This window comes from Demequina muriae, assembly GCF_030418295.1.
Lineage (GTDB): Bacteria > Actinomycetota > Actinomycetes > Actinomycetales > Demequinaceae > Demequina > Demequina muriae.
Window position 1 is genome coordinate 2,068,907 of sequence record NZ_JAUHQA010000001.1, and the last position, 24,530, is coordinate 2,093,436.

19 protein-coding genes are annotated in these 24,530 nt (G+C 69.6%); 14 read left to right on the plus strand and 5 right to left on the minus strand.

What is annotated here, in order from left to right; genetic code table 11:
- Positions 1-21: 21 nt before the first annotated feature.
- Positions 22-1,011: an XdhC family protein gene (locus QQX02_RS09700; protein ID WP_301142734.1), complete on the plus strand. Its 990-nt coding sequence runs from the start codon at positions 22-24 to the stop codon at positions 1,009-1,011.
- Positions 1,012-1,036: 25 nt separating this feature from the next.
- Here QQX02_RS09700 and QQX02_RS09705 read toward each other — a convergent pair whose 3' ends face one another.
- Together QQX02_RS09705 and QQX02_RS09710 are read right to left on the minus strand one after the other, a co-directional pair.
- Complete coding sequence (locus QQX02_RS09705; RefSeq protein WP_301142735.1) at positions 1,037-3,802, minus strand: molybdopterin-dependent oxidoreductase; 2,766 nt, start codon at positions 3,800-3,802, stop codon at positions 1,037-1,039.
- Positions 3,799-4,605, minus strand: a complete 807-nt coding sequence (locus tag QQX02_RS09710) for an FAD binding domain-containing protein (protein ID WP_301142737.1) — start codon at positions 4,603-4,605, stop codon at positions 3,799-3,801. Before QQX02_RS09710 ends, QQX02_RS09705 begins: the two co-directional genes overlap by 4 nt.
- Positions 4,606-4,866: 261 nt before the next feature.
- On the opposite strand from QQX02_RS09710, the gene QQX02_RS09715 reads away from it, so the two are divergent.
- From QQX02_RS09715 to QQX02_RS09730, 4 genes are read left to right on the plus strand one after another with little or no spacing between them, the layout of a single operon-like run.
- The gene (locus QQX02_RS09715; protein ID WP_301142739.1) at positions 4,867-5,970 is read left to right on the plus strand and encodes an ABC transporter substrate-binding protein; all 1,104 of its coding nucleotides are present in this window, start codon (positions 4,867-4,869) and stop codon (positions 5,968-5,970) included.
- Between the two features lie 21 nt (positions 5,971-5,991).
- Entirely contained in the window at positions 5,992-6,810 is an 819-nt protein-coding gene (locus QQX02_RS09720) for an ABC transporter ATP-binding protein (protein ID WP_301142741.1), read from the plus strand.
- A 19-nt stretch (positions 6,811-6,829) separates the two neighbouring features.
- Complete coding sequence (locus QQX02_RS09725; RefSeq protein WP_301142742.1) at positions 6,830-7,627, plus strand: ABC transporter permease; 798 nt, start codon at positions 6,830-6,832, stop codon at positions 7,625-7,627.
- A complete protein-coding gene (locus tag QQX02_RS09730; RefSeq protein WP_301142743.1) occupies positions 7,624-8,493 on the plus strand; it encodes an ABC transporter permease in 870 nt (289 codons plus the stop codon). Before QQX02_RS09725 ends, QQX02_RS09730 begins: the two co-directional genes overlap by 4 nt.
- 104 nt (positions 8,494-8,597) lie before the next feature.
- On the opposite strand, the gene QQX02_RS09735 is transcribed toward QQX02_RS09730, so the two are convergent.
- Together QQX02_RS09735 and QQX02_RS09740 are read right to left on the minus strand one after the other, a co-directional pair.
- The gene (locus tag QQX02_RS09735; protein WP_301142744.1) at positions 8,598-9,572 is read right to left on the minus strand and encodes a serine/threonine dehydratase; all 975 of its coding nucleotides are present in this window, start codon (positions 9,570-9,572) and stop codon (positions 8,598-8,600) included.
- 130 nt (positions 9,573-9,702) lie between these two features.
- Positions 9,703-10,593: a M15 family metallopeptidase gene (locus tag QQX02_RS09740; RefSeq protein ID WP_301142745.1), complete on the minus strand. Its 891-nt coding sequence runs from the start codon at positions 10,591-10,593 to the stop codon at positions 9,703-9,705.
- 86 nt (positions 10,594-10,679) lie between these two features.
- On the opposite strand from QQX02_RS09740, the gene ligA reads away from it, so the two are divergent.
- The 9 genes from ligA to QQX02_RS09785 all read left to right on the plus strand — a co-directional run bounded on the left by ligA (position 10,680) and on the right by QQX02_RS09785 (position 23,434).
- A complete protein-coding gene (ligA, locus tag QQX02_RS09745; protein WP_301142746.1) occupies positions 10,680-12,797 on the plus strand; it encodes an NAD-dependent DNA ligase LigA in 2,118 nt (705 codons plus the stop codon).
- Positions 12,798-12,878: 81 nt separating this feature from the next.
- The gene (locus tag QQX02_RS09750) at positions 12,879-13,430 is read left to right on the plus strand and encodes a GNAT family N-acetyltransferase (protein WP_301142747.1); all 552 of its coding nucleotides are present in this window, start codon (positions 12,879-12,881) and stop codon (positions 13,428-13,430) included.
- Positions 13,431-13,539: 109 nt separating this feature from the next.
- Positions 13,540-13,836, plus strand: a complete 297-nt coding sequence (gene gatC / locus QQX02_RS09755; RefSeq protein ID WP_301142748.1) for an Asp-tRNA(Asn)/Glu-tRNA(Gln) amidotransferase subunit GatC — start codon at positions 13,540-13,542, stop codon at positions 13,834-13,836.
- Positions 13,833-15,344, plus strand: a complete 1,512-nt coding sequence (gene gatA, locus QQX02_RS09760; RefSeq protein ID WP_301142749.1) for an Asp-tRNA(Asn)/Glu-tRNA(Gln) amidotransferase subunit GatA — start codon at positions 13,833-13,835, stop codon at positions 15,342-15,344. Before gatC ends, gatA begins: the two co-directional genes overlap by 4 nt.
- A complete protein-coding gene (gatB, locus tag QQX02_RS09765) occupies positions 15,345-16,862 on the plus strand; it encodes an Asp-tRNA(Asn)/Glu-tRNA(Gln) amidotransferase subunit GatB (RefSeq protein WP_301142751.1) in 1,518 nt (505 codons plus the stop codon).
- A 447-nt stretch (positions 16,863-17,309) separates the two neighbouring features.
- The gene (gene chvE / locus QQX02_RS09770) at positions 17,310-18,443 is read left to right on the plus strand and encodes a multiple monosaccharide ABC transporter substrate-binding protein (protein WP_301142753.1); all 1,134 of its coding nucleotides are present in this window, start codon (positions 17,310-17,312) and stop codon (positions 18,441-18,443) included.
- A gap of 64 nt (positions 18,444-18,507) precedes the next feature.
- Positions 18,508-20,052 carry a multiple monosaccharide ABC transporter ATP-binding protein gene (gene mmsA / locus QQX02_RS09775; protein WP_301142755.1) on the plus strand — a complete coding sequence of 515 codons (1,545 nt, stop codon included), beginning with the start codon at positions 18,508-18,510 and terminating at the stop codon, positions 20,050-20,052.
- 2 nt (positions 20,053-20,054) lie between these two features.
- On the plus strand, positions 20,055-21,257 hold the full coding sequence (mmsB, locus tag QQX02_RS09780) for a multiple monosaccharide ABC transporter permease (protein ID WP_301142756.1): 1,203 nt from the start codon (positions 20,055-20,057) through the stop codon (positions 21,255-21,257).
- 140 nt (positions 21,258-21,397) lie between these two features.
- Positions 21,398-23,434 carry a heavy metal translocating P-type ATPase gene (locus QQX02_RS09785; protein WP_301142758.1) on the plus strand — a complete coding sequence of 679 codons (2,037 nt, stop codon included), beginning with the start codon at positions 21,398-21,400 and terminating at the stop codon, positions 23,432-23,434.
- Between the two features lie 50 nt (positions 23,435-23,484).
- On the opposite strand, the gene QQX02_RS09790 is transcribed toward QQX02_RS09785, so the two are convergent.
- On the minus strand, positions 23,485-24,525 hold the full coding sequence (locus QQX02_RS09790; RefSeq protein WP_301142760.1) for a LacI family DNA-binding transcriptional regulator: 1,041 nt from the start codon (positions 24,523-24,525) through the stop codon (positions 23,485-23,487).
- Between the last annotated feature and the right edge of the window lie 5 nt (positions 24,526-24,530).

A 24,530-nucleotide genomic window follows, 5' to 3' on the forward strand; every position in this document is an offset into this window, starting at 1 on the left:
TCCGCCGCCTAGATTGGGCTCATGCTGGACATCGCCGCCGAGCTCGAGCGGGTGCTCGAGGCCGGCCATCGGGTGGGAGTCGTCACGGTCGCAGCCGTGCACGGCTCCGCGCCTCGCGCCGTCGGGTCCGCGATGGCGGTGACCGATGACGGCCAGGTGATCGGCGCCATCTCGGGTGGCTGCGTGGAGTCCGAGGCGCACGCGCTCGCCTCGGCCGTTCTCGACGGCGATGCCGCGCCCGCCGCGACCCTGGGGCTGTCCGACGACGACGCGCTCGCGGCAGGTCTGTCCTGCGGCGGCCATCTCTCGGTGATTGCGACGGTGCTCACGCCGGCCGATGCGGAGGTGCGTGAGCAGCTGCGCGCGGCTGTGGGCGGCGCAGCGGCCGCGTTGGATCTCGCGCTCGCCGAGGGCACGGTCTCGACCACGATCGCCGCCGATGACGTCGCCACCCGGCTGGAGGACGGCGTGCTCCACCTGAGGCGCCCTGCAGCACCGCGACTGATCATCGTGGGCGCCGTCGACTTCTCGTCAGCGCTCGCCACTGCCGCGCGCCCGCTCGGCTATCGCATCACCGTGGTCGATGCGCGCCCGGCGTTCGCCACGGCCGCACGCCACCCCGATGCGCACGAGGTGATCCGTGCCTGGCCAGGGGAGTACCTGGCAGGCACTGACGTGGGTCCCCGTGACGTGATCTGCGTCCTCACGCACGAGGAACGGTTCGACATCCCCGCCCTGGCCGCTGCGCTTGCGACCGACGCCGCGTACGTGGGCGCCATGGGCTCGCGTCGCACCGACGTGCGCCGGCGCGAGCTGCTGCGCGAGGCCGGCGTCGACCCAGAGGCACTCGCACGCCTGCGCAGCCCCATCGGCCTGGACCTCGGCGCGGTGACTCCCGCGGAGACCGCGATCTCGATCGTCGCCGAGATCGTCGCCGATGCGCGTGCGAGTCAAGCGCCGCGGCTCAGCGAGACCGTGGGTCCGATCCACGCGGGCGCCGCCCTCGCCTGATCCGAGCTCCTCGCGGTGGGTGCGGTCAGTCCGCGGTGGCCGCCAGCCGCCACACGCGGTCACGGGACATCGGCAGCGCATACGGTCGCGTGCCGAGGGCCCGCCGGATCGCATTCGCCAGCGCGGGCGCCACGGGGTTGTACGGCGACTCCGACATCGACTTCGCGCCATAGGGGCCCAGCTCGTCGGACGTCGAGGCGAACAGCACCTCCGTGCGAGGCACGTCCGCCATCTGCGGTACCCGGTACTGCCGGAAGGCGGGGTTCTCCACCGCACCGTCCGGGTCGATCATGACCTCTTCGTACAGTGCCGAGCCGATGCCCTGCGCGACGCCGCCCTCGATCTGACCGCGGCACTGCTCGGGGTTCATCACGGTGCCCGCGTCCGCCGACTGCACGGACCGCAGGATCCGCACCTCCCCGGTGTCACGGTTCACGGCGACGCGGAACGCCTGCACGTTGAACGACACGGATCGCACGTACTGATCCAGGGAGGACTCGGCGCGCGCCGCGCCGTCAACCGAGTGCGCCGCGTCGACGGCGGCGACCGCCACTTCCCACGGGGCCGTCCTGCCCAGGCCCCGTACGCCGTCGGCCTGGAGAGAGCAGTCGCTCGCCTCGGCGCCCAGCACGCGCGCCCCGGCCGCGATCAGCGCCTCGCGTAGCTCGAGACATGCCGCGTGCAGCGCCTTGCCCGCGACGGTGATGCCCGTCGATCCGAATGCGCCCGAGTCGTACGTGGTCGCGTCGGTGTCGGAGTGAGTCAGCACCACCTGGTCGCGTGGCACGCCCATGACCTCGGACACGATCTGGGAGTGCACGGTGATGGACCCGTTGCCGAACTCCGCGGTGCCGATGCCCACGCGATACACGCCGTCCGACCCCACGCTCACGGACGCCACGGCACGGTGACCGCGTGGCGGCAGCGTCGCAATCATCGAGGCCGCCATGCCCTCGCCGATCGACCACGCCGGACCGTCGGGCGCAGTGACGTCATCGGGGGCGGCGAGACCCGTGCGCGCCTGCTCGAGGCACTCATCGAGCCCATACGAGCCGAACACCATGTCGTCGTCAGGGGCGCCCGCCACCACGAACGGGTCGCCGGGCCGTGCGGCGTTGAGGCGCCGCAGCTCGAACGGGTCCATGTCCAGCTCGAGTGCGAGCTCGTCGAGCGCCGACTCGATGCCGAAGATCACCTGCCCCAGCCCGTACCCGCGGAACGCGCCCGAGGGAACGTTGTTGGTGTAGACCGCCTCGGCGTCGAGCCGCTTCGCGGGCACCCGATAGATCGCGATGGATTCGTGGCAGCCATGGAACAGCACGCCGGCGGCGTGGTTGCCGTACGCGCCGGTGTCGCTGAGCACGTCCACCGCCAGCGCTGTCAGCCGTCCCGAGGCATCCGCGCCGGCCTGCACCGAGACCCGGAACGGGTGGCGCACCGCTGTCCGCGTGAACTCCTCGTCGCGAGTCATCTCGTAGGCCACGGGTCGCCCCACGGCCAGCGTCGCGATCGCCGTGATGTCCTCGGTGAACATCTCCTGCTTGCCGCCGAACCCACCGCCCACTCGCGCCGTGAACACCCGCACGGTGGCCGGTTCACGGCCCAGCAGCCGTGCGAGTTCATCGCGCACCAGGAACGGCACCTGTGAGCTGGTGCGCACCGTGAGCCGACCGTCGTCCGCGACCCACGCGATCGAGCCGTGGGTCTCGAGCTGAGCGTGCGTCACTCGTGAGGTGGTCCACGTGCCCGATGCGGTCACGGCCGAGGCGTCCAGGGCCGACTCCACATCGCCCACCTCGCTGTGGGCCTGGGCGACGACGTTCCTCCCGGCGTCCGCGACGCGTTCCGATGGCGTGCGGTCGGGGTGCAGCAACGGTGCGCCAGGGGCGCGTGCCGCCTCCGGGTCGAGCACCGCGGGCAGCACCTCGTAGTCGACGCGGACGACGCGCGCCGCCTCGCGTGCGATCCGGGCGCTCTCCGCCACCACCGCCGCGACTCGCTGGCCGATGAACCGCACCGTGTCGTCGAGCACGCGGGTGTCGTCCGCATCGTCCGTGCGGTGCTCGTGCCGCGCCGTCGAGAACCGGCCCTGCGGCACGTCCTCGTGGGTGAGTACGGCGAGCACGCCCTCCATCGCCAGCGCCGCGGAGGCGTCGATCGCGACGATGCGCGCATGGGCGTGGGGCGATCCCACCACGGCGAGGTGCGCGGTGCCCTCGGGAAGCTCGTCGAACGTGAAGGGCTCGCGACCCTGCACCACGCGCCTCGCGGCCGGGGGAGAGGCCGCGGCCCCGACCCCTTCGACCCCGACCCGCGCATCGGCCGTGCGCACCAGGCCGCGCTCGCACCCGCCGCAGCCCTCGCGCGCATCGCCGCAGTGCTGGATCGCGTCCTGGATCGCGCGGTACCCGGTGCAGCGACACAGGTTGCCGCGCATCTGGCGCGCGAGGTCATCCGTCTGGTCCTCGGTGAGTGCCGACGCCGCCACGACCATGCCAGGAGTGCAGAAGCCGCACTGGAACCCGAAGTGGTCCACGAAGGACTCCTGCATCGCGCTGAGCTCGTCGTCGGGGGCGAGCCCGGCCGCCGTCGTCACCTCGCTTTCCATGGCACGGAAGGCCGGCGTGAGGCACGAGTGCACCGCCGTGCCGTCCACCAGCACGGTGCAGGCGCCGCAGTCACCCGAGTCGCAGCCCTTCTTGACGGCCGTGTGCCCCTCCTCGCGCAGGAATGTCCGCAGGCACTGACCGGGCGCCGGCGTTCCCGTGATCTCATCGCCGTCGACCCTCATGGCACGAGCTCCTCGCGCACCTCGGCCAGCAGCACCGCGCTCACCTGGCGCCGCCAGTCCGCCGTCCCGAGGGGGTCGGTGTAGTAGCCGTCGGCGCCGCGCACATCGGCGTCCAGCGTGGCCGCCGGCGGCAGCGTCGGGTACCGCAGCACCGTGGGGGTGAGCGTCGCGGCGGTGATGACGAACGTGCAGGCGCCGTCCGCATCGCGCCTCCCGGTCAGCAGCGCTCCGGAGCGCCCGTGCTGCGCCAGCGCGATGCGGCGATGGGCCGTGCGCGCCCCCAGGGCCGATGCAGGGAACAGGATGTCCCGCAGCACCTCGGTCGCGGCGAGCGCGGTCGTGCCATTGCCCGTGGGCAGGTCCGCGACAGGAACCACACGCTCGGTGCCGTCGGCGCTCCAGATCGTCGCCGTGGCATCCAGCGTCGCGGCGAGCGCGACCATGGACGAGGCGGCGTAGGAACGCACGATGTTGCCCCCGACGGTGGCGGCCGCGCGCACCTTGGCGCTCGCGAGCAGGGACTCGGCGCACTGGCCGAACAGCGCCGCCGCGGGGAAGGTCGCGGCGCCCGCCCATCGCTCGAGCGCACCGATGGTGGTCATCGCGCCGATGCGCAGGCCGCCCTCGGCGGTCATCGCGAGCTCGTCCCAGCCCAGCGCGGAGAGATCGACGAGGCCGGTGACGCCCGGCTGGTCCTCGGAGAACAGCCACGTGCCCCCGGCAAGGTAGCGCTCGCCAGGGACCAGAGCGAGGTCCGCGCGCGAGCGCGCCACCCTCACCCCCTGAACCGCCGTCAGATCCACGTCTCCACCTTCTCCTGAACCCCGTGCCCCGGCCATCGCATCGGCCGTGCTCCTGACGAATCTGCCACGAGTGTGACGCCTCCTCTCGCCATTCGGCGGGAAATTTACGTCCGCGAAACACCAGGGGATCGGTGGCGGAAACAGCCCGGTCGTAGTGTCCAGCGCAGTGACACCCCAGGGAGGGGGAGCCCGCTGCTGATGGCGAGCGGGACACTGCGCCCCGGGGCTCTGGGGCGCGTCACTGTGGACGAAGGAGCATTCATGTCCCTGCTTGTTGAGGCATTCGGTTCACGTGCCAAGCGGATGGCCGCCACCGCCGTCGCAGCCGCCGCCGCACTGTCGCTCGCGGCCTGCGCGTCGGGTTCATCCGACGAGGGCTCCGCGACGCCTGACGCGTCGGGCACGGCCCCCGCGGAGGCGGCATCGTACGGAGACATCTCCGTCCAGCTGTCGTGGATCAAGAACGAAGAGTTCGCAGGCGAGTTCTTCGCGGACTCGAAGGGGTACTACACGGAGGCCGGTTTCGACACGGTGAACCTGGTGCCTGGACCGTCGACCGGAGTCGCCGAGCTCGTGTCGGGAACCGTTGACGTGGCGCTGTCCGATGCGGTCTCGATCGGCGCAGGCATCGGCAACGAGGGCGCACCGCTCAAGATCATCGGCGCGACGTACCAGAAGAACCCGTTCACGGTGCTGTCGCTGGCCGATGGTGGCAACATCCTGACCCCAGCGGACCTCATCGGCAAGCGCATCGGCGTCCAGGACTCGAACACCGCCCTGTTCAACGCGCTGCTGGCCGCCAACGACATCAGCCCGGACGAGCTCGAGATCGTCCCGGTGCAGTACGACCCGGCCCCTCTGATCTCGGGAGAGGTCGACGGTTTCATCGCGTACCTCACCAACGAGTCGCTCATCGTGGAGAGCGAAGGCTATGCCACGGCGAACCTTCCCTTCGCCGACAACGGGCTGCCGTTCGTCGCCGAGACCTTCACGGTGACCGACGACGCGATCGCGAACGACCGCGAGATGCTCAAGGCGTTCCTGGTGGCGGAGATCAAGGGCTGGACCGACGCGGTCAACGACCCGGCGGAGGGCTCGCGCCTGGCCGTCGAGGAGTACGGCGTGGATCTGGAGCTCAACCCCGAGGTCTCGGCGCTGGGGTCGACCACCCAGGCGGAGCAGCTGGTGGTCTCGCCGGACACCGAGGAGTTCGGTCTGTTCGCCATCACCGAGTCGCTTCAGGAGGAGACCATCGCGTCGCTCGCCGGAGCGGGCATCGAGGTGAGCGCGGCGGACCTGTTCGACATGTCGCTGCTCGCCGAGGTGTACGAGGAGTACCCCGAGCTCGTGGACTACGCGGGCTGATCGACCGGACGCCTGACTGATATGACACGCACGAGCGAGGCCGGTGCCCAGGGGACCACCCTGGGCACCGGCCTGCACATCGACGGCCTCAGCAAGGTCTTCACCACGCGCAGCGGCCCGGTGGCCGCGCTGCAGGACGCTCACATCAGCACCGAGCAGGGAAGCCTGCTCGCCCTGCTGGGGCCCTCCGGGTGCGGCAAGTCCACGATTCTGCGCATCCTCGCGGGTCTCGAGGAGCCCACCTCGGGCACCATCCGCGTGGACGGACGTTCGCCCGAGGATCTGCGCGCCTACAACGAGCTCGGCATCGCGTTCCAGGACGCCGCCCTGCTGCCGTGGCGGTCGGTGCGCAAGAACATTCGCCTGCCGTTCGAGGTCGCAGGCGTCAGCGTCGATGAGGACTACATCTCGGAGCTGATCGCTCTGGTGGGCCTCACGGGCTTCGAGAAGGCCAAGCCTGCGCAGCTATCCGGCGGCATGCGCCAGCGCGTGTCGATCGCGCGCTCCCTGGTGCTCAAGCCGTCGGTGCTGCTGCTCGACGAGCCCTTCGGCGCACTCGACGACATGACGCGTCAACGGCTCAACATGGAGCTGATGAGGATCCTGGCCGCGAAGCCGGCTACGACGCTGCTCGTCACGCACGGCATCACGGAGGCGATCTTCCTCGCGGACCAGGTCGCTGTCATGAGCCCGCGGCCGGGACGCGTCAAGGAGATCATCGACATCGACCTGCCGCGGCCGCGCACCCCCGAGATTCAGCGCACCCCTGAGTTCCACGCCTACGTGGATCACGCCTCCGACCTGCTCTTCGGCGCGGGCGGCGCGGCGCAGGACGACTGATGTCAGCGCAGGACGACTGATGCCGCGGTCGCTGCCGGCGTGGGCGACCAGCCTCATCGGCGCCGTGGCCATCGTGGCGCTCTGGTGGCTGCTGTCCGTGACCGTGCTGTCGAGCGTCGGCTCGAGCGGCGCACCCGCGATCCCCGGGCCAGGGGAAGTGCTCGCCAGCTATGCCGAGTCCGGCTGGGAGTCCTACTGGCGCAACTTCTCGGTGACGCTCTCCGAGGCCGCGTGGGGGTATCTGTGGGGCAACGGACTGGCGCTGCTGCTCGCCGCCGTGGTGCTGGTGCTGCCGCGCCTGGAGACCGTCGCGATGCAGCTCGCCGTGATCTCGTACTGCATCCCCATCGTCGCGATCGGCCCGCTGCTGCTGCTCATCCTCGGCGTCCCCACGGCCGGCGAACCGTCCTCGACCGCGGTCTTCCTTGCGGCCATGAGCGTGTTCTTCACCTCCGTGGTGGGCACGATGCTGGGGCTCAAGTCCGCAGACCGCGCGAGCCTCGACATGGTCGCGGTGTACGGCGGCGGGCGCCTGATGCAGTTGCGGAAGGTGCGCGTGATCGCGGCGCTGCCCGCGACCCTCACCGCGCTGCAGATCGCGGTGCCGGCTGCGTTCCTGGGCGCGATCCTCGGCGAGTACCTGGGCAAGGTCGAGGTGGGCATCGGCCCCGCGATGGTGATCGCGCAGCAGTCCTTGAACGCGCCGCGCGTGTGGGCCATCGCGCTCGCCTCCGGTGCCGTGGCGCTCATCGCGTACGTCGCGGTGGGGATGGTGGCGCGCATGGCGGCGCCGTGGGCGAAGGGGAGCGCGGCATGACCGACGTCGTCGTCATCGACCCGCGGCAGACCGTCGACCTCGCCACGACCATGCGCTCCGAGGCCCGTGCGGCCACGGTCCGGGCGCTGCGCTCGTCCTTGCTCACGTTCGGCGCGACCATCGTCACGGTGCTGATCCTGTGGCAGGGATCGCTGATCGTCTTCGGGCTCTCGCCTTATGTGGCCAAGGGGCCCGTCGACGTGTGGCGGTACCTCGTGACCGAACCGGATGCCGCCGCCAACCGCGCGGAGCTCGGAGCGAACCTCGCGGTGACGCTGGGCGATGCGGTGATCGGATTCATCGCCGGCCTTGTCATCGCCATCGTGGTGGCGGTGGTGTTCCAGTTGTCCAAGGGCGTCGAGGCGGCGCTCATGCCGATCGCGCTGCTGCTGCGCACGGTCCCGCTGATCGCGTTCGCCCCCGTGGTCATCCTCATCTTCGGCCGCGGGGTGTGGACCACGGCCGTGATGGGAGGCATCGTCGTCCTGTTCCCGGCGCTCGTGAACATCGCCTACGGACTGTCGTCCGCGTCGCCGCAGATGCTCGACGTGGTCAAGGTCTACGGCGGGTCGTCGCTCACGGCGCTGCGCAAGATCGCCATGCCGGCGTCGCTGCCCGCGTTCTTCGCCGCCGTGCGCATCTCCGTGCCAGGCGCCATCACGGGCGCGCTGCTCGCCGAGTGGCTCGCCACCGGCGGCGGCATCGGCGGAGTCATCAACGGCTACTACGCGCAGGCGAGATTCACGGATATGTGGGCGTCAGTGGTGGTGGTCACCGCGGTGTCGCTGGTGCTCTACAACGTCATCCAGATCGTCGAGAACACGGTGCTGGCCCGCATGGGGATGGGGCAGACGACGCAGATGTAGCGAGGGTCGCGCACGGACTGAGGGGTCCCACAGCGCCCAGGCCGGTCCCCCCGACTGTCCTGGGCGCTGTGATGCGCCCATCCAATCGGAGTTCGCGCCGACTATCAAATCGTTTCGACGATGGGGGCGCGTCCCACGGCGGGCATCACGACATTCGCCCCGCACAGCACCACGCCGATGCGCGATCCCGGCTCCGGCACCCAGCGTCCGGTGAGCAGCGCGGCGAAGGGGGCGGCGACGCCCGGCTCGACGACCACGCGCAGCAGCCGCCACAGCCGGGCCTGCGCGTCCAGGACCTCATCGTCGGTCAGCACGACCGACTCGGCCTTCGCCCGGGAGAGGGCGGCCCACGGCACGTCGCCGATGCGCCGAGCGCCCAGGTGGTCCGCCGCCACCCCGGACACGGGAACGGTCACCGGCTCTCCGGCCTCGACGGCGGCCGCGTAGGACGCGGTGCCGACGGTCTCGCAGCCGATGATGCGCATCCGATCCCCGCACCAGGCCGCAGCGCCGCCGGCGAGCCCGCCGCCGCCGATGGCGAGCATCATCGCGTCGAGGGCACGGCCTGAGCTTGCCCGGGAGTCCTCGTCGAACTCCATCGCGACGGTGCCGGCACCGGCCATCACCACCGGATCGTCGAAGGCCTCGATGCTGGTGGCGTCGTGCTCGGCGAGGTACTCCGCCGCGGCGTCGAGGGCATCGCCGTAGGAGACCCCGATCGAGTGGACCTGCGCGTCGAGGCTCAGGAGCCGCTCGACCTTGGAGGGGTTGGCGGTGGTGGGAACGAAGATGTGGGCCTCATGGCCGAACTCGCGGGCGGCGTAGGCGACGGCCGCGCCGTGGTTGCCGCCCGAGGCCGCGACGATCCCGGCGGGCGCGATGGGCTGCGTCGCGACGTAGTGGGTTGCGCCACGGGCCTTGAACGCCCCTGTCACCTGCAGGAACTCGAGCTTGAACACCAGGGTGGCGTCGATGCCGAGCGTCTCTCCTGGGATCTCGATGATCGGAGTGTGGCGCACGTGGGCGGCGATGGCCTCGCCCGCGCGCGCGATGTCGTCAGCGGTCGGAATCGTGGTCACTCCACCAGTCTGCCGTGCCGAGCGGCGAATCGCCCAGGACCCGCGCATCGGCCGCACTCTGTCCGGCACTCACGGACCCCTACGGATGGCTTCAACCCGCTGTCCGGCACTCACGGACGGATCCCGCCGCTCAACCACCCTCTGCCGAGAAGTGCATCCAGTCCTCGCGGCCGTCCCAGTGGCCGCCCCAGGTCCAGCCGATCTCCTCGAACGCGTCGTAGACCACGCTGGGGTCGTAGATCATCCCGTCGCGCTTCCACTCGCGGTCCTTGTACGACTCGGCGAGCTCGGGGAACAGCTCCTCGCCCTTGTAGTACGGGTTGTGGAACGGGTTGATGTCGACCGCGAGCCCCTTGGAGTGCTCGGACCACACGGTCGCGGCGCCCACCACGCGCCGGCACCAGAAGGCGCTCGTGACGTTCTGGTCGCCGGTGGGCGGGGACAGGTGCTCCTCGAGGGAGATCACGCGCATCTCCTCGATCGGGAAGCGCGCGTCGTAGATCTTCTCGAACGCGCCCACCACCTCTTCGGCACGGTCGCGGTGGATCAGCATCTCGCCCGTGTGCGGCTCCTGGTCGAAGCCCCAGTAGGTCATGGTGATGTAGCGGAGCTCATCCAGACCGATGGGGCACTCGCGGCGCCAGGACGAGCGCGCCGCGACGTCATCCGGCACCTCGGTGATCTCGTACGCGAACTCCTCGGACTCGGGGTCGGGAAGCCACGGGCGCGGGGCGAGCTGACGGTCCTGCAGCTCCTCCGGGGTGGGCTTGCGCTGCCCCAGGTTGTCCTCCTGGATCGCGAGGGGGATGGTGCCGAGCCATATCGGTCGCGCGTAGAGATCGTCGTGGTCATCGCGGTCCGGCTGCTCGGAGACCACCGGCTCGGGCTCCGGCTCGGGGGTCGCCGTCGCTGTGGTCACGGCCTCGACGGTGACCGTCGGCGTGGGGGAGGGCGACAGGACGGAGCAGCCGCCGAGGGCGACGGCGGCAGCGAGGGTCAGGAGGGCAAGACGAGAAGGCACCGCACCAGGATACGGGGGCGAGGAGGGGCCTGGCGAGGGCCGATGCTCGCGCCACGGGTGTCGGACCTGCGTGGTGAGATAGGGGGGTGAGCGAGACCAACGATTCCCGTCCCGTGCAGGTGGACCCACGAGTCCGCCACCAAGATCTGGTGCAGCAGGTGGAGGAGCATCGTGCCCGCTACTACGGCGACGACGCTCCCACCATCTCGGATGCCGAGTACGACGCTCTCGAGCGCGAGCTGAAGGACCTGGAGGCCAGCCATCCTGAGCTGGTCGAGCCCGATTCCCCCACTCAGGTGGTGGGCGCGGCGCGCGGAGACACTGGGTTCGCGTCGGTCCGTCACCGCGAGCGCATGATGAGCCTCGACAACGCGTTCTCCCTGGTGGAGGTCGAGGCCTGGCTCACGCGCATCGGCAAGGAGGCCGGCGACCGTCGGATCGTGTGCGAGCCCAAGATCGATGGGCTGTCGATCTCGCTCACGTACGTCGATGGCGAGCTCACCCAGGGAGTCACCCGGGGCGACGGCACCACTGGCGAGGACGTCACCGACAACGTGCGCACCATTGCCGGGCTCCCGCACGCTCTCGCCGGTGATCACGTGCCCGCGCTGGTCGAGGTGCGCGGCGAGGTGTACCTGCCGGTCGAGGCCTTCCAGCAACTCAATGACCGGCTGCGCGAGGAGGGCAAGGATCCGTACGCGAACCCGCGCAACACGGCGGCGGGGTCGCTCCGGCAGAAGGACCCGCAGGTCACGGCGACCCGCCCGCTGGCGCTGACCACGTACGCCCTCGGCGCGCTCGAGTGGGGCGTCACGACCCCGCACCCGAGCATCGGCACCCAATCGGGCATCTACGAGGTGCTCGCCGAGTGGGGCCTGCCGGTCAGCGAGTTCGCGCGGGTGCTGGACGGCATCGGGCCCATCGAGGACTTCCTCGTGGACCTCGAGAAGCGGCGCCACGCCATGGTCCACGAGATCGACGGCGCGGTGCTGAAGGTCGACGACCGCGCCGTGCAGGCTGAGCTCGGCTCGACCTCACGTGCGCCGCGCTGGGCGATCGCGTACAAGTTCCCTCCGGAGGAGGTCCACACCACGCTGGAGGACATCCGCGTGGACGTGGGGCGCACCGGGCGGGTCACGCCGTACGGAGTGATGACGCCCGTGACGGTCGCGGGGTCCACCGTCACCTACGCGACGCTGCACAACCAGCACGAGGTCAAGCGCAAGGGCGTGCTGATCGGCGACACGGTGGTGCTGCGCAAGGCCGGCGACGTCATTCCTGAGATCGTCGGCCCGGTGGTCGCGGCACGCACCGGCGAGGAGCGCGAGTGGTCCATGCCCACCCACTGCCCGTCGTGCGGCACCGCGCTCGCCGAGCAGAAGCTGGGCGACAAGGACCTGCGGTGCCCCAACTCGAAGGCATGCCCGGCCCAGATCATCGATCGCATCGCCTTCATCGGCTCACGAGGGGCGCTCGATGTCGAGGTGCTCGGCGAGAAGGCCGCGGCGGCCATGGTGGAGTCGGGCGTGCTCGTGAACGAGGCCGGCCTGTTCGACCTCACCGCGACCGACCTGCAGCGGGTCCCGCTGTTCACCCTCGACTCGGACTCGAAGAAGGACGGCGTCGTGCGCGTGGCGGGCGACCTGTCCACCAACGGGCAGCGGCTGCTCGACAACCTCGCGGCCGCCAAGGAGCAGCCGCTGTGGCGCGTGATCGTGTCGCTGTCGATCAGGCACGTGGGCCCCACCGCGTCACGTGCGCTCGCGACCGCCTTCGGCACCATGGACGCCATCCGTGCGGCGAGCGAGGAGGATCTTGCGGCAGTCGAGGGCGTGGGGCCCGTGATCGCGGAGTCAGTGATGCGCTGGTTCGCGGTCGACTGGCACGTTGAGATCGTCGAGCGGTGGGCGGCCTCCGGCGTGCGCATGGCCGACGAGCGTGATGAGGCGGTCGAGCGCACCCTGGAGGGCCTGACAGTGGTCGCCACCGGGTCGCTCGAGCGCTTCACTCGCGACTCCGTCAAGGAGGCGATCATCACGCGCGGAGGCAAGGCCGCATCGTCCGTCTCGAAGAACACGGACTACGTCGTCGTGGGCGCGAACGCCGGCTCGAAGGCGGCCAAGGCCGAGCAGCTGGGGGTCCCCACGCTCGATGAGGCGCAGTTCGAACGACTCCTCGACGGCGGGCCGGAGGCGCTCGCCTAGGCCCTGCCGCCGCCCCGCTCGCGCCCGCGGATGGTGGGCTACATTGGATTCAGCCCGCACGCAGGTCGTCCAAGGAGTGTCATGGCCCAGACCATCCGCATCGTCGATCCCAGCGAGTCCAGCCGGCTCACGGAGATCGGGCAGCTGACCGCGTTGGCGTACCTGGCGGACGGGCTCGTCGACCAGGCGCACCCGTACATCCCGCAGCTCAAGGACGCTCACGCCCGCGCCGAAGACGCCCTGCTGCTCATGATGGCCGACGGCGAGAAGGGTGAGGGCCCGGTCGTGGGCACCATCACGGTGGTGCCGCCTGGATCGAGCTTCGTCGAGCTCGCGCAGGGCGACGAGTTCGAGTTGCGCATGCTGGCGGTGTCACCCATCGAGCGGGGGCGCGGCATCGGCCAGACGCTCACGCGCGCGGCGATGGATCTGGCCGTCGAGAAGGGCGCCTCGCGCATCGTGCTGTCGACCATGGAGTCCATGCACGTCGCGCACCGCCTCTACGAGCGCATGGGGTTCACGCGCCGCGAGGACCTCGACTGGACCGTGATCGACAACGCCGACGGCAGCGTCTCCAAGGTCTCGGAGGCCGAAGGCGGCATTCGCCTCATCGGCTACTCCTGGGAGCCCTGAGCCGCCACCCGCGCACCGACGCGAACCCGGTGGGGGAGAGCGCGGCCAGCCGGGCAGGCGGCCGATGCGCGGGGGAGACGGCGTGCGCGCCGCCACTACACTCGGGGGCATGTCTCTTGAACGCGCAGACGTGGCGCGCCTCGCGGCGCTCGCACGCATCGACATGACCGACGAGGACCTCGACCGGCTGGGTGGTCAGCTGAACGACATCGTGGACTCGGTGGCCAAGGTCGCCGAGGTCGCTGGCGAGGACGTCCCCGCCACCAGCCACCCCATCCCGATGTCCAACGTGCACCGCCCGGACGTGGTCCGTCCCTCGCTGTCGCAGGAGGCAGCGCTGTCCGGCGCGCCGGAGGCCGAGGACGGCCGATTCCGCGTTCCCCAGATCCTGGGGGAGGAGGCATGACCGCCCCTCACGACTGGACCCGCCTGAGCGCGGCGCAGATGGCCGCGGCCATGAAGGCAGGCGAGGTGACCTCCGTCGAGCTCACCCAGGCCCACCTCGACCGCATCGCCGCCGTGGATGGCGATGTCCACGCGTTCCTTCACATCAACACCGAGGGCGCACTCGCCACGGCCCGCGAGGTCGACGAGGCCCGCGCCGCCGGAGAGGACCTGCCGCCGCTCGCGGGCGTCCCCATCGCGATCAAGGACATCCTCGTCACCCAGGGCATGCCCACGACGGCCGGCTCGCGCATCCTCGAGGGATGGGAACCGCCGTACGACGCGACGGTGACCCGCAAGGTCCGCGAGGCGCGCATGCCGATCCTCGGCAAGACCAACATGGACGAGTTCGCGATGGGCTCGTCGACCGAGCACTCGGGGTTCGGTCCCACTCGCAACCCGTGGGACCTCGACCGCATCCCCGGTGGTTCGGGCGGTGGCTCCGCGGCCTCGATCGCCGCGTGGGAGGCCCCGCTCGCCATCGGCTCCGACACCGGCGGCTCGATCCGCCAGCCCGCCTCCGTGACTGGCACCGTGGGGGTCAAGCCCACCTACGGCGGGGTGTCTCGCTACGGCGCGATCGCTCTCGCCAGCTCACTGGACCAGCTCGGCCCGTGCGCGCGCACCGTCGAGGACGCCGCGATGCTTCACGAGGTCATGGGCGGTCACGACCCGATGGACGCGACCAGCCTCAACGAGCCCGTCCCCGGCTGCGTCGACGCCGCGCGTCAGGGACGCGAGAGCGACCTCTCAGGCGTGCGCGTGGGCGTCATCAAGGAGCTCTCGGGCGACGGCTATCAGGCCGGTGTCGAGCAGCGATTCGAGGAGGGACTCGACAAGCTCCGCGCCCTCGGTGCCGAGGTCGTCGAGGTGTCCTGCCCGTCCTTCGAGTACGCCCTCGCGGCGTACTACCTGATCCTGCCGTCGGAGGCCTCGTCCAACCTGGCGAAGTTCGACTCGGTGCGCTTCGGCATGCGCGTCGAGAAGGGAAACATCGAGCGCACCATGGGGGCGACCCGTGCGGAGGGCTTCGGTGACGAGGTCAAGCGCCGCATCATCCTCGGCACCTATGCGTTGAGCGCCGGCTACTACGACGCGTACTACGGCTCGGCGCAGAAGGTCCGCACGCTCATCCAGCGCGACTTCGCGGCCGCCTTCGAGAAGGCGGACGTGCTGGTGAGCCCCACGACGCCCACCACGCCGTTCAAGCTCGGCGAGCGCATCGACGACCCGCTGGCGATGTACCTCAACGACGTCGCCACCATCCCCGCCAACCTCGCGGGCATTCCTGGCATGTCGCTGCCCTCGGGCACGGCACCCGAGGACGGGCTCCCCGCGGGGTTCCAGATCCTCGCCCCCGCACATGAGGACGCGCGGCTCTACCGCATCGGCGCCGCGCTCGAGAAGGCGCTCGCCGAGGACTGGGGCGGCCCGTTGGCTGCGCAGGCCCCCGAGCTGGAGGTGGCTTAAGTGACCGCGCTGACGTACGAGCAGGCCATGGAGCAGTTCGACCCGGTGTTCGGCATCGAGGTCCACGTCGAGCTCAACACCAAGACCAAGATGTTCTGTGGCTGCGCGAACGAGTTCGGGGCCGAGCCCAACACTCAGGTGTGCCCGGTGTGCTTGGGCCTCCCGGGGTCCATGCCTGTGACCAACGAGAAGGCGGTCGAGTCCGCGATCCGGCTGGGCCTGTCGCTCGGCTGCCAGATCCGCGAATCGAGCCGCTTCGCCCGCAAGAACTACTTCTACCCGGACCTGGCGAAGGACTACCAGATCTCCCAGTACGACGAGCCCACCTGCTTCGAGGGCAGCCTCGACGTGGTGCTCGACGACGGCACCGTCGTGACCATCGGCATCGAGCGCGCCCACATCGAGGAGGACGCCGGCAAGAACACCCACGTGGGTGGCACCGGTGGAATCCAGGGCGCGAGCCACTCGCTCGTCGACTACAACCGCGGCGGCGTCCCGCTGGTCGAGATCGTCACCAAGCCCATCACGGGCGCGGGTGCGCGCACCGCTGAGGTCGCCCGCGCGTATGTCGCGACCATCCGCGACATCGTGAAGGCGCTCGGGATCTCCGATGGCCGCATGGAGCAGGGCTCGGTGCGCGCCGACGTGAACCTGTCGCTGCGACCCAAGGCCGCTCCTGGTGAGGACCAGAACGCCGTGCCGTTCGGCAAGAGAAGCGAGACCAAGAACGTCAACTCGCTGCGTGCCATCGAGCGCTCCATCCATCACGAGGCCTCGCGCCAGGCTGGGCTGCTGCTCGCCGGCGAGCCCGTCGTGCAGGAGACCCGTCACTGGCACGAGGACACCGGCTCGACGACGCCCGGGCGATCCAAGGAGGAGGCGGAGGACTACCGCTACTTCCCTGAGCCCGACCTGCTGCCGGTCGAGCCGAGCCGGGAGTGGGTCGAGGAGCTGCGCGGCACGCTGCCCGAGCACCCCGCCAAGATGCGGGCCCGCCTCAAGGAGGACTGGGGCTTCAGCGATCTCGAGATGCGCGACGCGGTCAACGCCGATGCGCTGGACCTCATCACCGCGACCGTCGCCGCGGGCGCCACGCCCCAGGCGGCGCGCAAGTGGTGGATGGGCGAGCTCGCGCGGACCGCGAACGACCGCGACGTGGCGATGCGCGACCTCCCCGTTACGCCCGCCCACGTCGCCGAGCTGCAGGGACTGGTCGACGAGGGCCGCATCAACGACAAGCTGGCTCGCCAGGTGCTCGAGGGCGTGCTGGCAGGCGAGGGGTCGCCCGCGGACGTGGTCGCTGCTCGAGGCCTCGAGGTGGTCTCTGACGACTCGGCGCTCGAGAAGGCCGTGGACGAGGCGCTCGCCGCACAGCCCGACGTGCTGGAGAAGATCCAGAGCGGCAAGGTGCAGGCGGCCGGCGCGATCGTGGGGGCCGTCATGAAGGCCACCCGGGGTCAGGCCGATGCGGGGCGGGTGCGGGAGATCATTCTCCAGCGGGCAGGCGTCGAGGGCTGACGCAGGCAGCAGTCACACCCCGGGCACGCGTGCCCGCGGGTGGTTGCCCGCATGCGCGCGTGCGTCCGGTGAGCACTCACCTGAGGCATCGAAATGCGTAGCGTTAACATTTCGCGCCGGTGCTCGTGATTCTCCTTTGGTCACGATCCCGTAACGGTGGCGCTCTGACACTGCGGACCCGTCGCGCCAGCGATATGTTTGCGAAGTCAACATAGTGTGACGTTTGCGATGCGAGAGCCTGACAAAGGAGTGAGGTATGACAACAGCATCTGTGACCAGGGGGGTTGACCCAGTGCTGGAAGACGCCTCGTTCGATACTCCCCACTCCTCCGGCGGCAGCATCATCCGCACGTTCATCTGCTCGGGGAGCGCGACGCCGCGGTCCCCGAGAGTGAACGAGCGCCACCGCACGGTGCCGATCGGCACTCAAGGAAGGAAGTTCTACGCATGATCAAGAGGAACAGGCTTGCGCTCGTCGCGGGCTTCAGCGCTTTGGCGCTTTCACTCGCTGCATGTTCGTCGGCGGAGGAGACGCCTGAGGCGGACTCCACGTCCGGAGGCGCCCCGGCCGCGTCAGACGAATGCAACGTGGGCATTGCGATGCCCACGCGCTCACTCGAACGCTGGATCAATGACGGTGAAGGCCTCAAGGCGCGCCTTGAGGAGAACGGCTGCACCGTCGACCTGCAGTACGCAGACAACGAGACCGACCAGCAGATCTCACAGCTGCAGAACATGATCGCCAACGGTTCGAACATCCTGGTGATCGCCGCCATCGATGGGACCACACTTGGGCCGGTGCTCCAGACGGCCGGCGACGCCGATGCGACCGTGATCGCCTACGACCGCCTGATCCTCGAGTCGGAGAATGTGGACTACTACGCCACGTTCGACAACTACTCGGTGGGCACCCTCCAGGGTGAGTACATCGAGTCGGAGCTCGGCCTCGCGAACGGTGATGGTCCGTACAACTTCGAGCCCTTCGCCGGAAGCCCGGACGACAACAACGCACGGTTCTTCTTCGCCGGCGCGTGGGACGTCCTGAGCGAGTACGTCGACAGCGGACAGCTCGTCGTGCCGTCGAACAAGGCTCCGGCCTCCGTCGACGACTGGCAGTCCATCGGCATCCTTGGTTGGGGCTCCGATGACGCTCAGGCCGAGATGGAGAACCGTCTCAGCTCGTTCTACGCCGGCGGCGAGAAGGTCGATGTGGTGCTCTCGCCCAACGACTCCCTCGCGGTGGGCATCGCCCAGGCCCTGCGCACCTCCGGCTACACCGCCGACGACTTCCCGATCCTCACGGGTCAGGACGGCGACAAGGCCGCAGTGACGCAGATCCTCGCGGGCGAGCAGTCCATGACGGTCTGGAAGGACACCCGTCTTCTCGGCGAGCGCGTCGAGACGATGATCATGTCCATCCTTGCGGGCGAGGAGCCGGAGGTGAACGACACCGAGACGTACGACAACGGCGTCAAGGTCGTTCCTTCGTACCTCATCACCCCTGAGGTCGTGACGGCGGACGACGTGCAGTCGAAGCTGATCGACTCGGGCTTCCTCCAGCCCGCGGACGTGGGCCTGTAAGTCTCCACCGACGGTGGTGGTCGTCGCTCGCGGCGGCCGCCACCGTCTGCCCACTGTGGGCGCTATGGGAAGGAACACTGTGTCGGATCTCATCCTGAAGATGACGGACATCGTGAAGGAGTTCTCCGGGGTGCGTGCACTCGACGGCGTCTCCCTCGATGTTCGCCGTGGCGAGGTGCATGGCATCTGCGGCGAGAACGGCGCCGGCAAGTCGACGCTGATGAAGGTGCTGTCGGGCGTGTACCCGCACGGCCACTTCGAGGGTCAGATCGAGTTCGACGGCGAGCCGGTCGAGTTCCGTTCGATCAACGACTCCGAGCACACCGGAATCGTCATCATTCACCAGGAGCTGGCGCTCTCCCCGTACCTGTCGATCGCCGAGAACATCTTTCTCGGCAACGAACGCGCGTCGCGCGGCGTCATCGACTGGCACGAGACCAACGAGCGGGCGCAGGAGCTCCTGAAGCGAGTCGGCCTCAACGAGGAGGTGACGACCCAGGTCCTCCATCTCGGCGTGGGCAAGCAGCAACTCGTCGAGATCGCGAAGGCGCTCTCGAAGGACGTCAAACTCCTCATCCTCGATGAGCCGACGGCCGCGCTCAACGACGATGACTCTGCGCACCTCCTGGACCTGATCAGGGGCCTGAGGGACGAGGGCATCACCAGCATCATCATCTCGCACAAGCTTGCGGAGATCCGCGCGGTCGCGGACACGATCACGGTGATCCGTGACGGCGAGACCGTCGACGACTTCAGCATGTCCGACGAGGACAACTCGGAGGGCCGTCTCATCCGCTCCATGGTGGGTCGCCCGCTGGACAGCCTCTTCCCACCGCGAACGCCGGACATCGGCGAGGAGGTGTTCCGCGTCGAGAACTGGAACGCCTTCCACCCTGTCGACACCGGCCGCCAGGTCGTGAAGGACGCGTCGTTCTACGTCCGGGCGGGCGAGGTGGTGGGCTTCGCGGGTCTGATGGGCGCCGGGCGCACCGAGCTCGCCATGAGCCTCTTCGGCCGCCAATACGGCGCGCACGTCTCGGGACGGGTCCTGAAGCACGGCAAGGAGATCTCGACGCGGTCGGTGAACGATGCGATCGCCAACGGCGTCGCGTACGTCACCGAGGACCGCAAGCGGTACGGCCTGAACCTCATCGCGACGATCGCCGCCAACATCACGGGCGCGAACCTCCGTGGTGTGTCGGACTACGGCGTCATCGATCTGCATGAGGAGATCGAGGTGGCCGAGGAGTACCGGAGGTCGCTCAACATCAAGACGGACTCGGTCAGCCGCGTCGTCGGCACCCTGTCGGGCGGGAACCAGCAGAAGGTCGTGCTGTCCAAGTGGCTCAACACGACGCCTGACGTGCTGATCCTCGACGAACCCACGCGGGGCGTCGACGTGGGGGCGAAGTACGAGATCTACGGGATCATCAACAAGCTCGCCGCCCAGGGCAAGGCGATCGTGGTGATCTCGTCCGAGCTCCCGGAGCTGCTGGGGCTCTCCGATCGCATCTACACCATCTCTGAGGGCCGCGTCACGGGAGATGTGCTTCGCAAGGACGCAACACAGGAACGACTGATGCAACTCATGACGGTAGGAGAGAACTGACGATGTCCGAGCCATCTACCAAGAAAGCGGCCGAGAAGCGCAAGTCCTCGGTCGGTGTCAGTGCGCGCGACTACGGCCTGCTCAGTGCCCTCGTCGTCATCGTGGCGCTGTTCCAGTTCTGGTTCACCGACGGAAAGCTCCTGCTGCCCGCGAACTTCAACAACCTGATCAGCCAGAACGCCTACGTGGTGATTCTCGCGATCGGCATGGTGATGGTCATCATCGCCGGCCACATCGACCTGTCGGTGGGATCGCTCGTCGCCATGATCGGTGCAGTCTCGGCGATCGCGATCAGCGAGTGGGGCCAGCCGGTGTGGGTCTCCATCCTCGTGTCGCTGCTGGTCGGCGCGGTCGTGGGTGCGTGGCAGGGCTTCTGGGTGGCATTCGTCCGTGTGCCAGCGTTCATCGTCACGTTGGCGGGCATGCTGATCTACCGCGGCCTGGCCATCGTGTTCCTGACCGGCGGCACGATCGGCGGCCTGCCCCAGGGATACGTGGCCATCGGCGCGGGATGGATTCCCGACTGGCTCGGCACGGTCAACGAACTCGACGTCCTGACGCTGCTGATCGGCGCGTTCGGCGCCGTCGGCTACGCGGTCTCCCAGCTGAGGGCTCGCACCAAGCTCAGGGCGCGCGGCCTGCCGCGCGAGTCGATGCCGCTCTTCGTCGGCAAGATCGTCCTGATCTCCGGAGCGATGCTGTTCTTTGCGTACCTGCTCGCCCAGCACAACGGCACGCCGTACGTGCTGATCCTGCTCGGCGTGCTCGTGCTCGCGTACTCGTTCATCCTCAACCGCACGGTGTTCGGTCGCCACATCTACGCGATGGGCGGCAACCGCTTCGCCGCGATGATGTCCGGCGTCAAGACCAAGTGGGTGGACTTCTTCATCTTCGTCAACATCGGCGTCCTCGCCGCCATCGCGGCGGTGGTGACCACGTCGCGCGCGGGTGCGGCGCAGTCCGGCGCGGGCAACTTCTACGAGCTGGACGCGATCGCTGCGGTCTTCATCGGAGGTGCGGCGGTCCAGGGCGGCGTGGGCAGGGTGTCGGGTGCCGTGATCGGCGCGCTCGTGATGGGGGTGCTGAACCAGGGGCTGTCCATCATGGGCATCGACTCCGCGTGGCAGCAGGTCATCAAGGGCCTGGTGCTCCTGGCGGCAGTGGCGTTCGACGTGGTCAACCGGCGCCGTTCCGGAGCCGCCTGAGCCGCCGCGTGAACCGTCTGAGCCGCCTGTCCAGCGGCGAGGACTGCAGTCGCGCGGCAATGCCAGACGAATGACCGCTTGACCTTCCAGTTGACTGGAAGGTTTACGGTGAGGGGACGTTCTCCTACCAGGAGGTCCCCATGGAACATCAGCAGCACGCACAGCACACGGCGCACCAGCAGCACCAGCAGCACCACGGCACGGACCATTCGGGCCACGCCGACATGTTCCGCCGGCTGTTCTGGTGGAACCTGGTCATCGCCGTTCCGGTGATCGCGACCAGCCAGATGGTCGAGCACTGGTTCGGCTACGATCTGCCCGGCACCGTGTGGATCCCTCCGCTGCTCGGGTCAGTGATCTTCGTATGGGGCGGCTGGCCGTTCCTGTCGATGGCGTGGCGGGACGAGATCACGTCGCGCCGGCCCGGCATGATGACGCTGATCTCGCTCGCCATCACGGTCGCCTTCCTCGCGTCGGCAGGCGCGACCCTCGGCCTCGGCGACCTCGACTTCTGGTGGGAGCTCGCGGCGCTCATCGTCGTGATGCTCCTGGGCCACTGGCAGGAGATGAAGGCGGTGGGACAGGCGCGGGGCGCGCTCCAAGCGCTCGCCGAGCTGCTGCCGGACGACGCCGAGCGAGTCGTCGACGGCGACGCCACCGAGACCGTTCCGATCTCCGATCTTGGTGAAGGCGACGTGGTGGTGGTCCGCCCGGGCGGCCGCATCCCGGCGGACGGAACGATCCTGCGGGGAGACGCTGCCGTCGATGAGTCGCTGATGACGGGTGAGTCCGCTCCCGTCGCCAAGCACGCGGACGATGCGGTCGTCGCGGGCACCGTGGCGACCGACGGCTCGCTGAGGATCCGAGTCACGGCCACGGGGGAGGGCACCGCCCTGGCCGGCGTCCAGCGCATGGTGCAGTCCGCGCAGGAATCGCGCTCCGGAACGCGGCGACTGGCCGACCGCGCGGCTGCATGGCTGTTCTGGATCGCGCTCGTCGTCGCCGCCCTGACCTTCATCGTGACCGCGATCGTCGATGACCCTGCGACCGGTCTGACGCGGGCCGTCTCCGTGCTGGTGATCGCCTGCCCCCACGCGCTGGGCCTGGCGATCCCCCTGGTGATCGCCATCGGCACCTCCTCGAGCGCCCAGCACGGGATCCTGATCAAGGACACCCAGGCGCTCGAGGCGATGCGCACGGTGGACACGGTGCTGTTCGACAAGACCGGGACGCTGACCGAGGGATCCCACGTGGTGACGGATTCCGCGGCGGTCTCCGACGGTCAGCTGGATCGAGTGCTCGCGCTCGCGGCGGCGGCCGAACGCGACTCCGAGCACCCCGTGGGTCGCGCCGTCATGGCTGCCGCCGCGGACCGTGGCATCGAGGTCCCCTCTGCGGACAGCGTCCAGACCGTGCCAGGGAAGGGCGTGCGTGCGGTCGTCGACGGTCACGAGGTGGCGGTGGGAGGACCCGCACTGCTGGCCGATCTCGGCGTGTCGGAACCCGAGTCGCTGGCGCGGGCGACGGCTCCGTGGCACGAGCGCGGCGGCGCTGTGCTCCACGTGGTGGTCGATGCCGAGGTGGTGGGCGCCTTCACGACCGCGGACCCGGTGCGAGACGAGTCTCGCGCCACCGTCGATGCGCTCCATGCCAGGGGCATCGCGGTCGCGCTCGTCACGGGCGACTCGCAGGCCGTGGCCGATGCGGTCGCCCACGACCTGGGGATCGACGAGGTCTTCGCCCAGGTGCTTCCGGGCGACAAGGACGACGCCGTGGGCAGGCTGCAGAGCCAGGGCAAGAAGGTCGCCATGGTCGGGGACGGCGTCAATGACGCACCGGCGCTCGCCCGCGCGGACGTGGGCCTGGCGATCGGCGCCGGCACTGATGTGGCGATGGAGGCCGCGGGCGTGGTGCTCGCGAGCTCCGACCCGCGCGGCGTGCTGTCGGTGATCGACCTGTCGCGAGCGTCGTATCGGAAGATGCGCCAGAACCTGGTGTGGGCCACGGGCTACAACGTGATCGCCATTCCGGTGGCGGCCGGCGCCTTCGCGTGGGCGGGAGTCACGATGCCACCGGCTGCGGCGGCGATCGCGATGAGCCTGTCGACCATCGTGGTGGCGGCGAATGCGCAGTTGCTGCGCCGCGTCAGCCTCCGCCCCGAGGACGCGACGCGGTGACCGCCGCCACTGTGCGCATCGGCCGTTCGGTGCTCGCGCCTGGCTGACTGTCAGGCGGCCGCACGCATGGGCGCTGACGTCGACGCGCGGAGCGTGAGCGACGTCGGCAGCTCGAGACGCCCGGACGGAGCGCGGCCCTCGTAGGCGATCTGGGCGGCCGCGCGGATCGCCGCGCGAGCCATCTGCTCGAGCGGCTGGCGCACCGTCGTGAGCGGCGGCTGCAGCCATTCGGACAGGATGACGTCGTCGAACCCCACGACGGACAGGTCCTCGGGGATGCGAAGGTGGCGCTCGCGGGCGGCCGTGTAGACGCCCGATGCAGTCTGGTCCGTGCCGGCGAAGATCGCCGTGGGGCGGCGGGACATCCCCAGCATGCGCCGCGCGGACGCGAGGCCGGAGGCCGGCATGAAGTCCCCGTAGTCCTGGAGGTGTGGGTCGAGCGGGATCCCATGGCGCCGATGCGCGTCCCGGTAGCCTTCGAGCCTGTCCTCGGAGCACCGGACGCCTTGCGGTCCTGTCACGATGCCGATGCGTCGGTGGCCGAGCCGGAACAGGTGCTCGGTGGCCATGCGGCCGCCCGCGCGGTTGGCGGCGGCGACCGTCGGCATGTTCCCGGGGGCGGAGCCGACGGGATCGACGAGCACGACAGGGGTGTGCAGGCGCCCCAGTTCGGCCGCGGCGCCTTCCGAGAGCTCGGAGACGACGATCACGACCGCGTCGGTGCGACGGCTCGCGAGGTGCTGGATCCAGCGGCGGTTGCCGACCGATCGCCCATGCGTCGAGGTCAGCACGATGCTGGCGCCCGCCCTCATCGCCTCCGTCTCCGCGCCCTGGATGAGCGGCATCGCCCAGATCGGATCGAGGTCGCGCAGCACGAAGTCGATGAGTCCCACGCGCTGTCGCTGCGCGGTGCCGCGACGCTGATACCCGTGCTCGTCCAGCAGTGCCTGGACCGCGGCGCGGGTCTCATCGGAGACGCCCGTCCGACCGTTGAGCACACGCGAGACGGTCGGCATGGAGACGCCGGCTTCCTCCGCGATCTGCGAGATCGTGACCCGGGGTGATCGACGTCGTTGTCGGTCGGAGGTCATCGTGG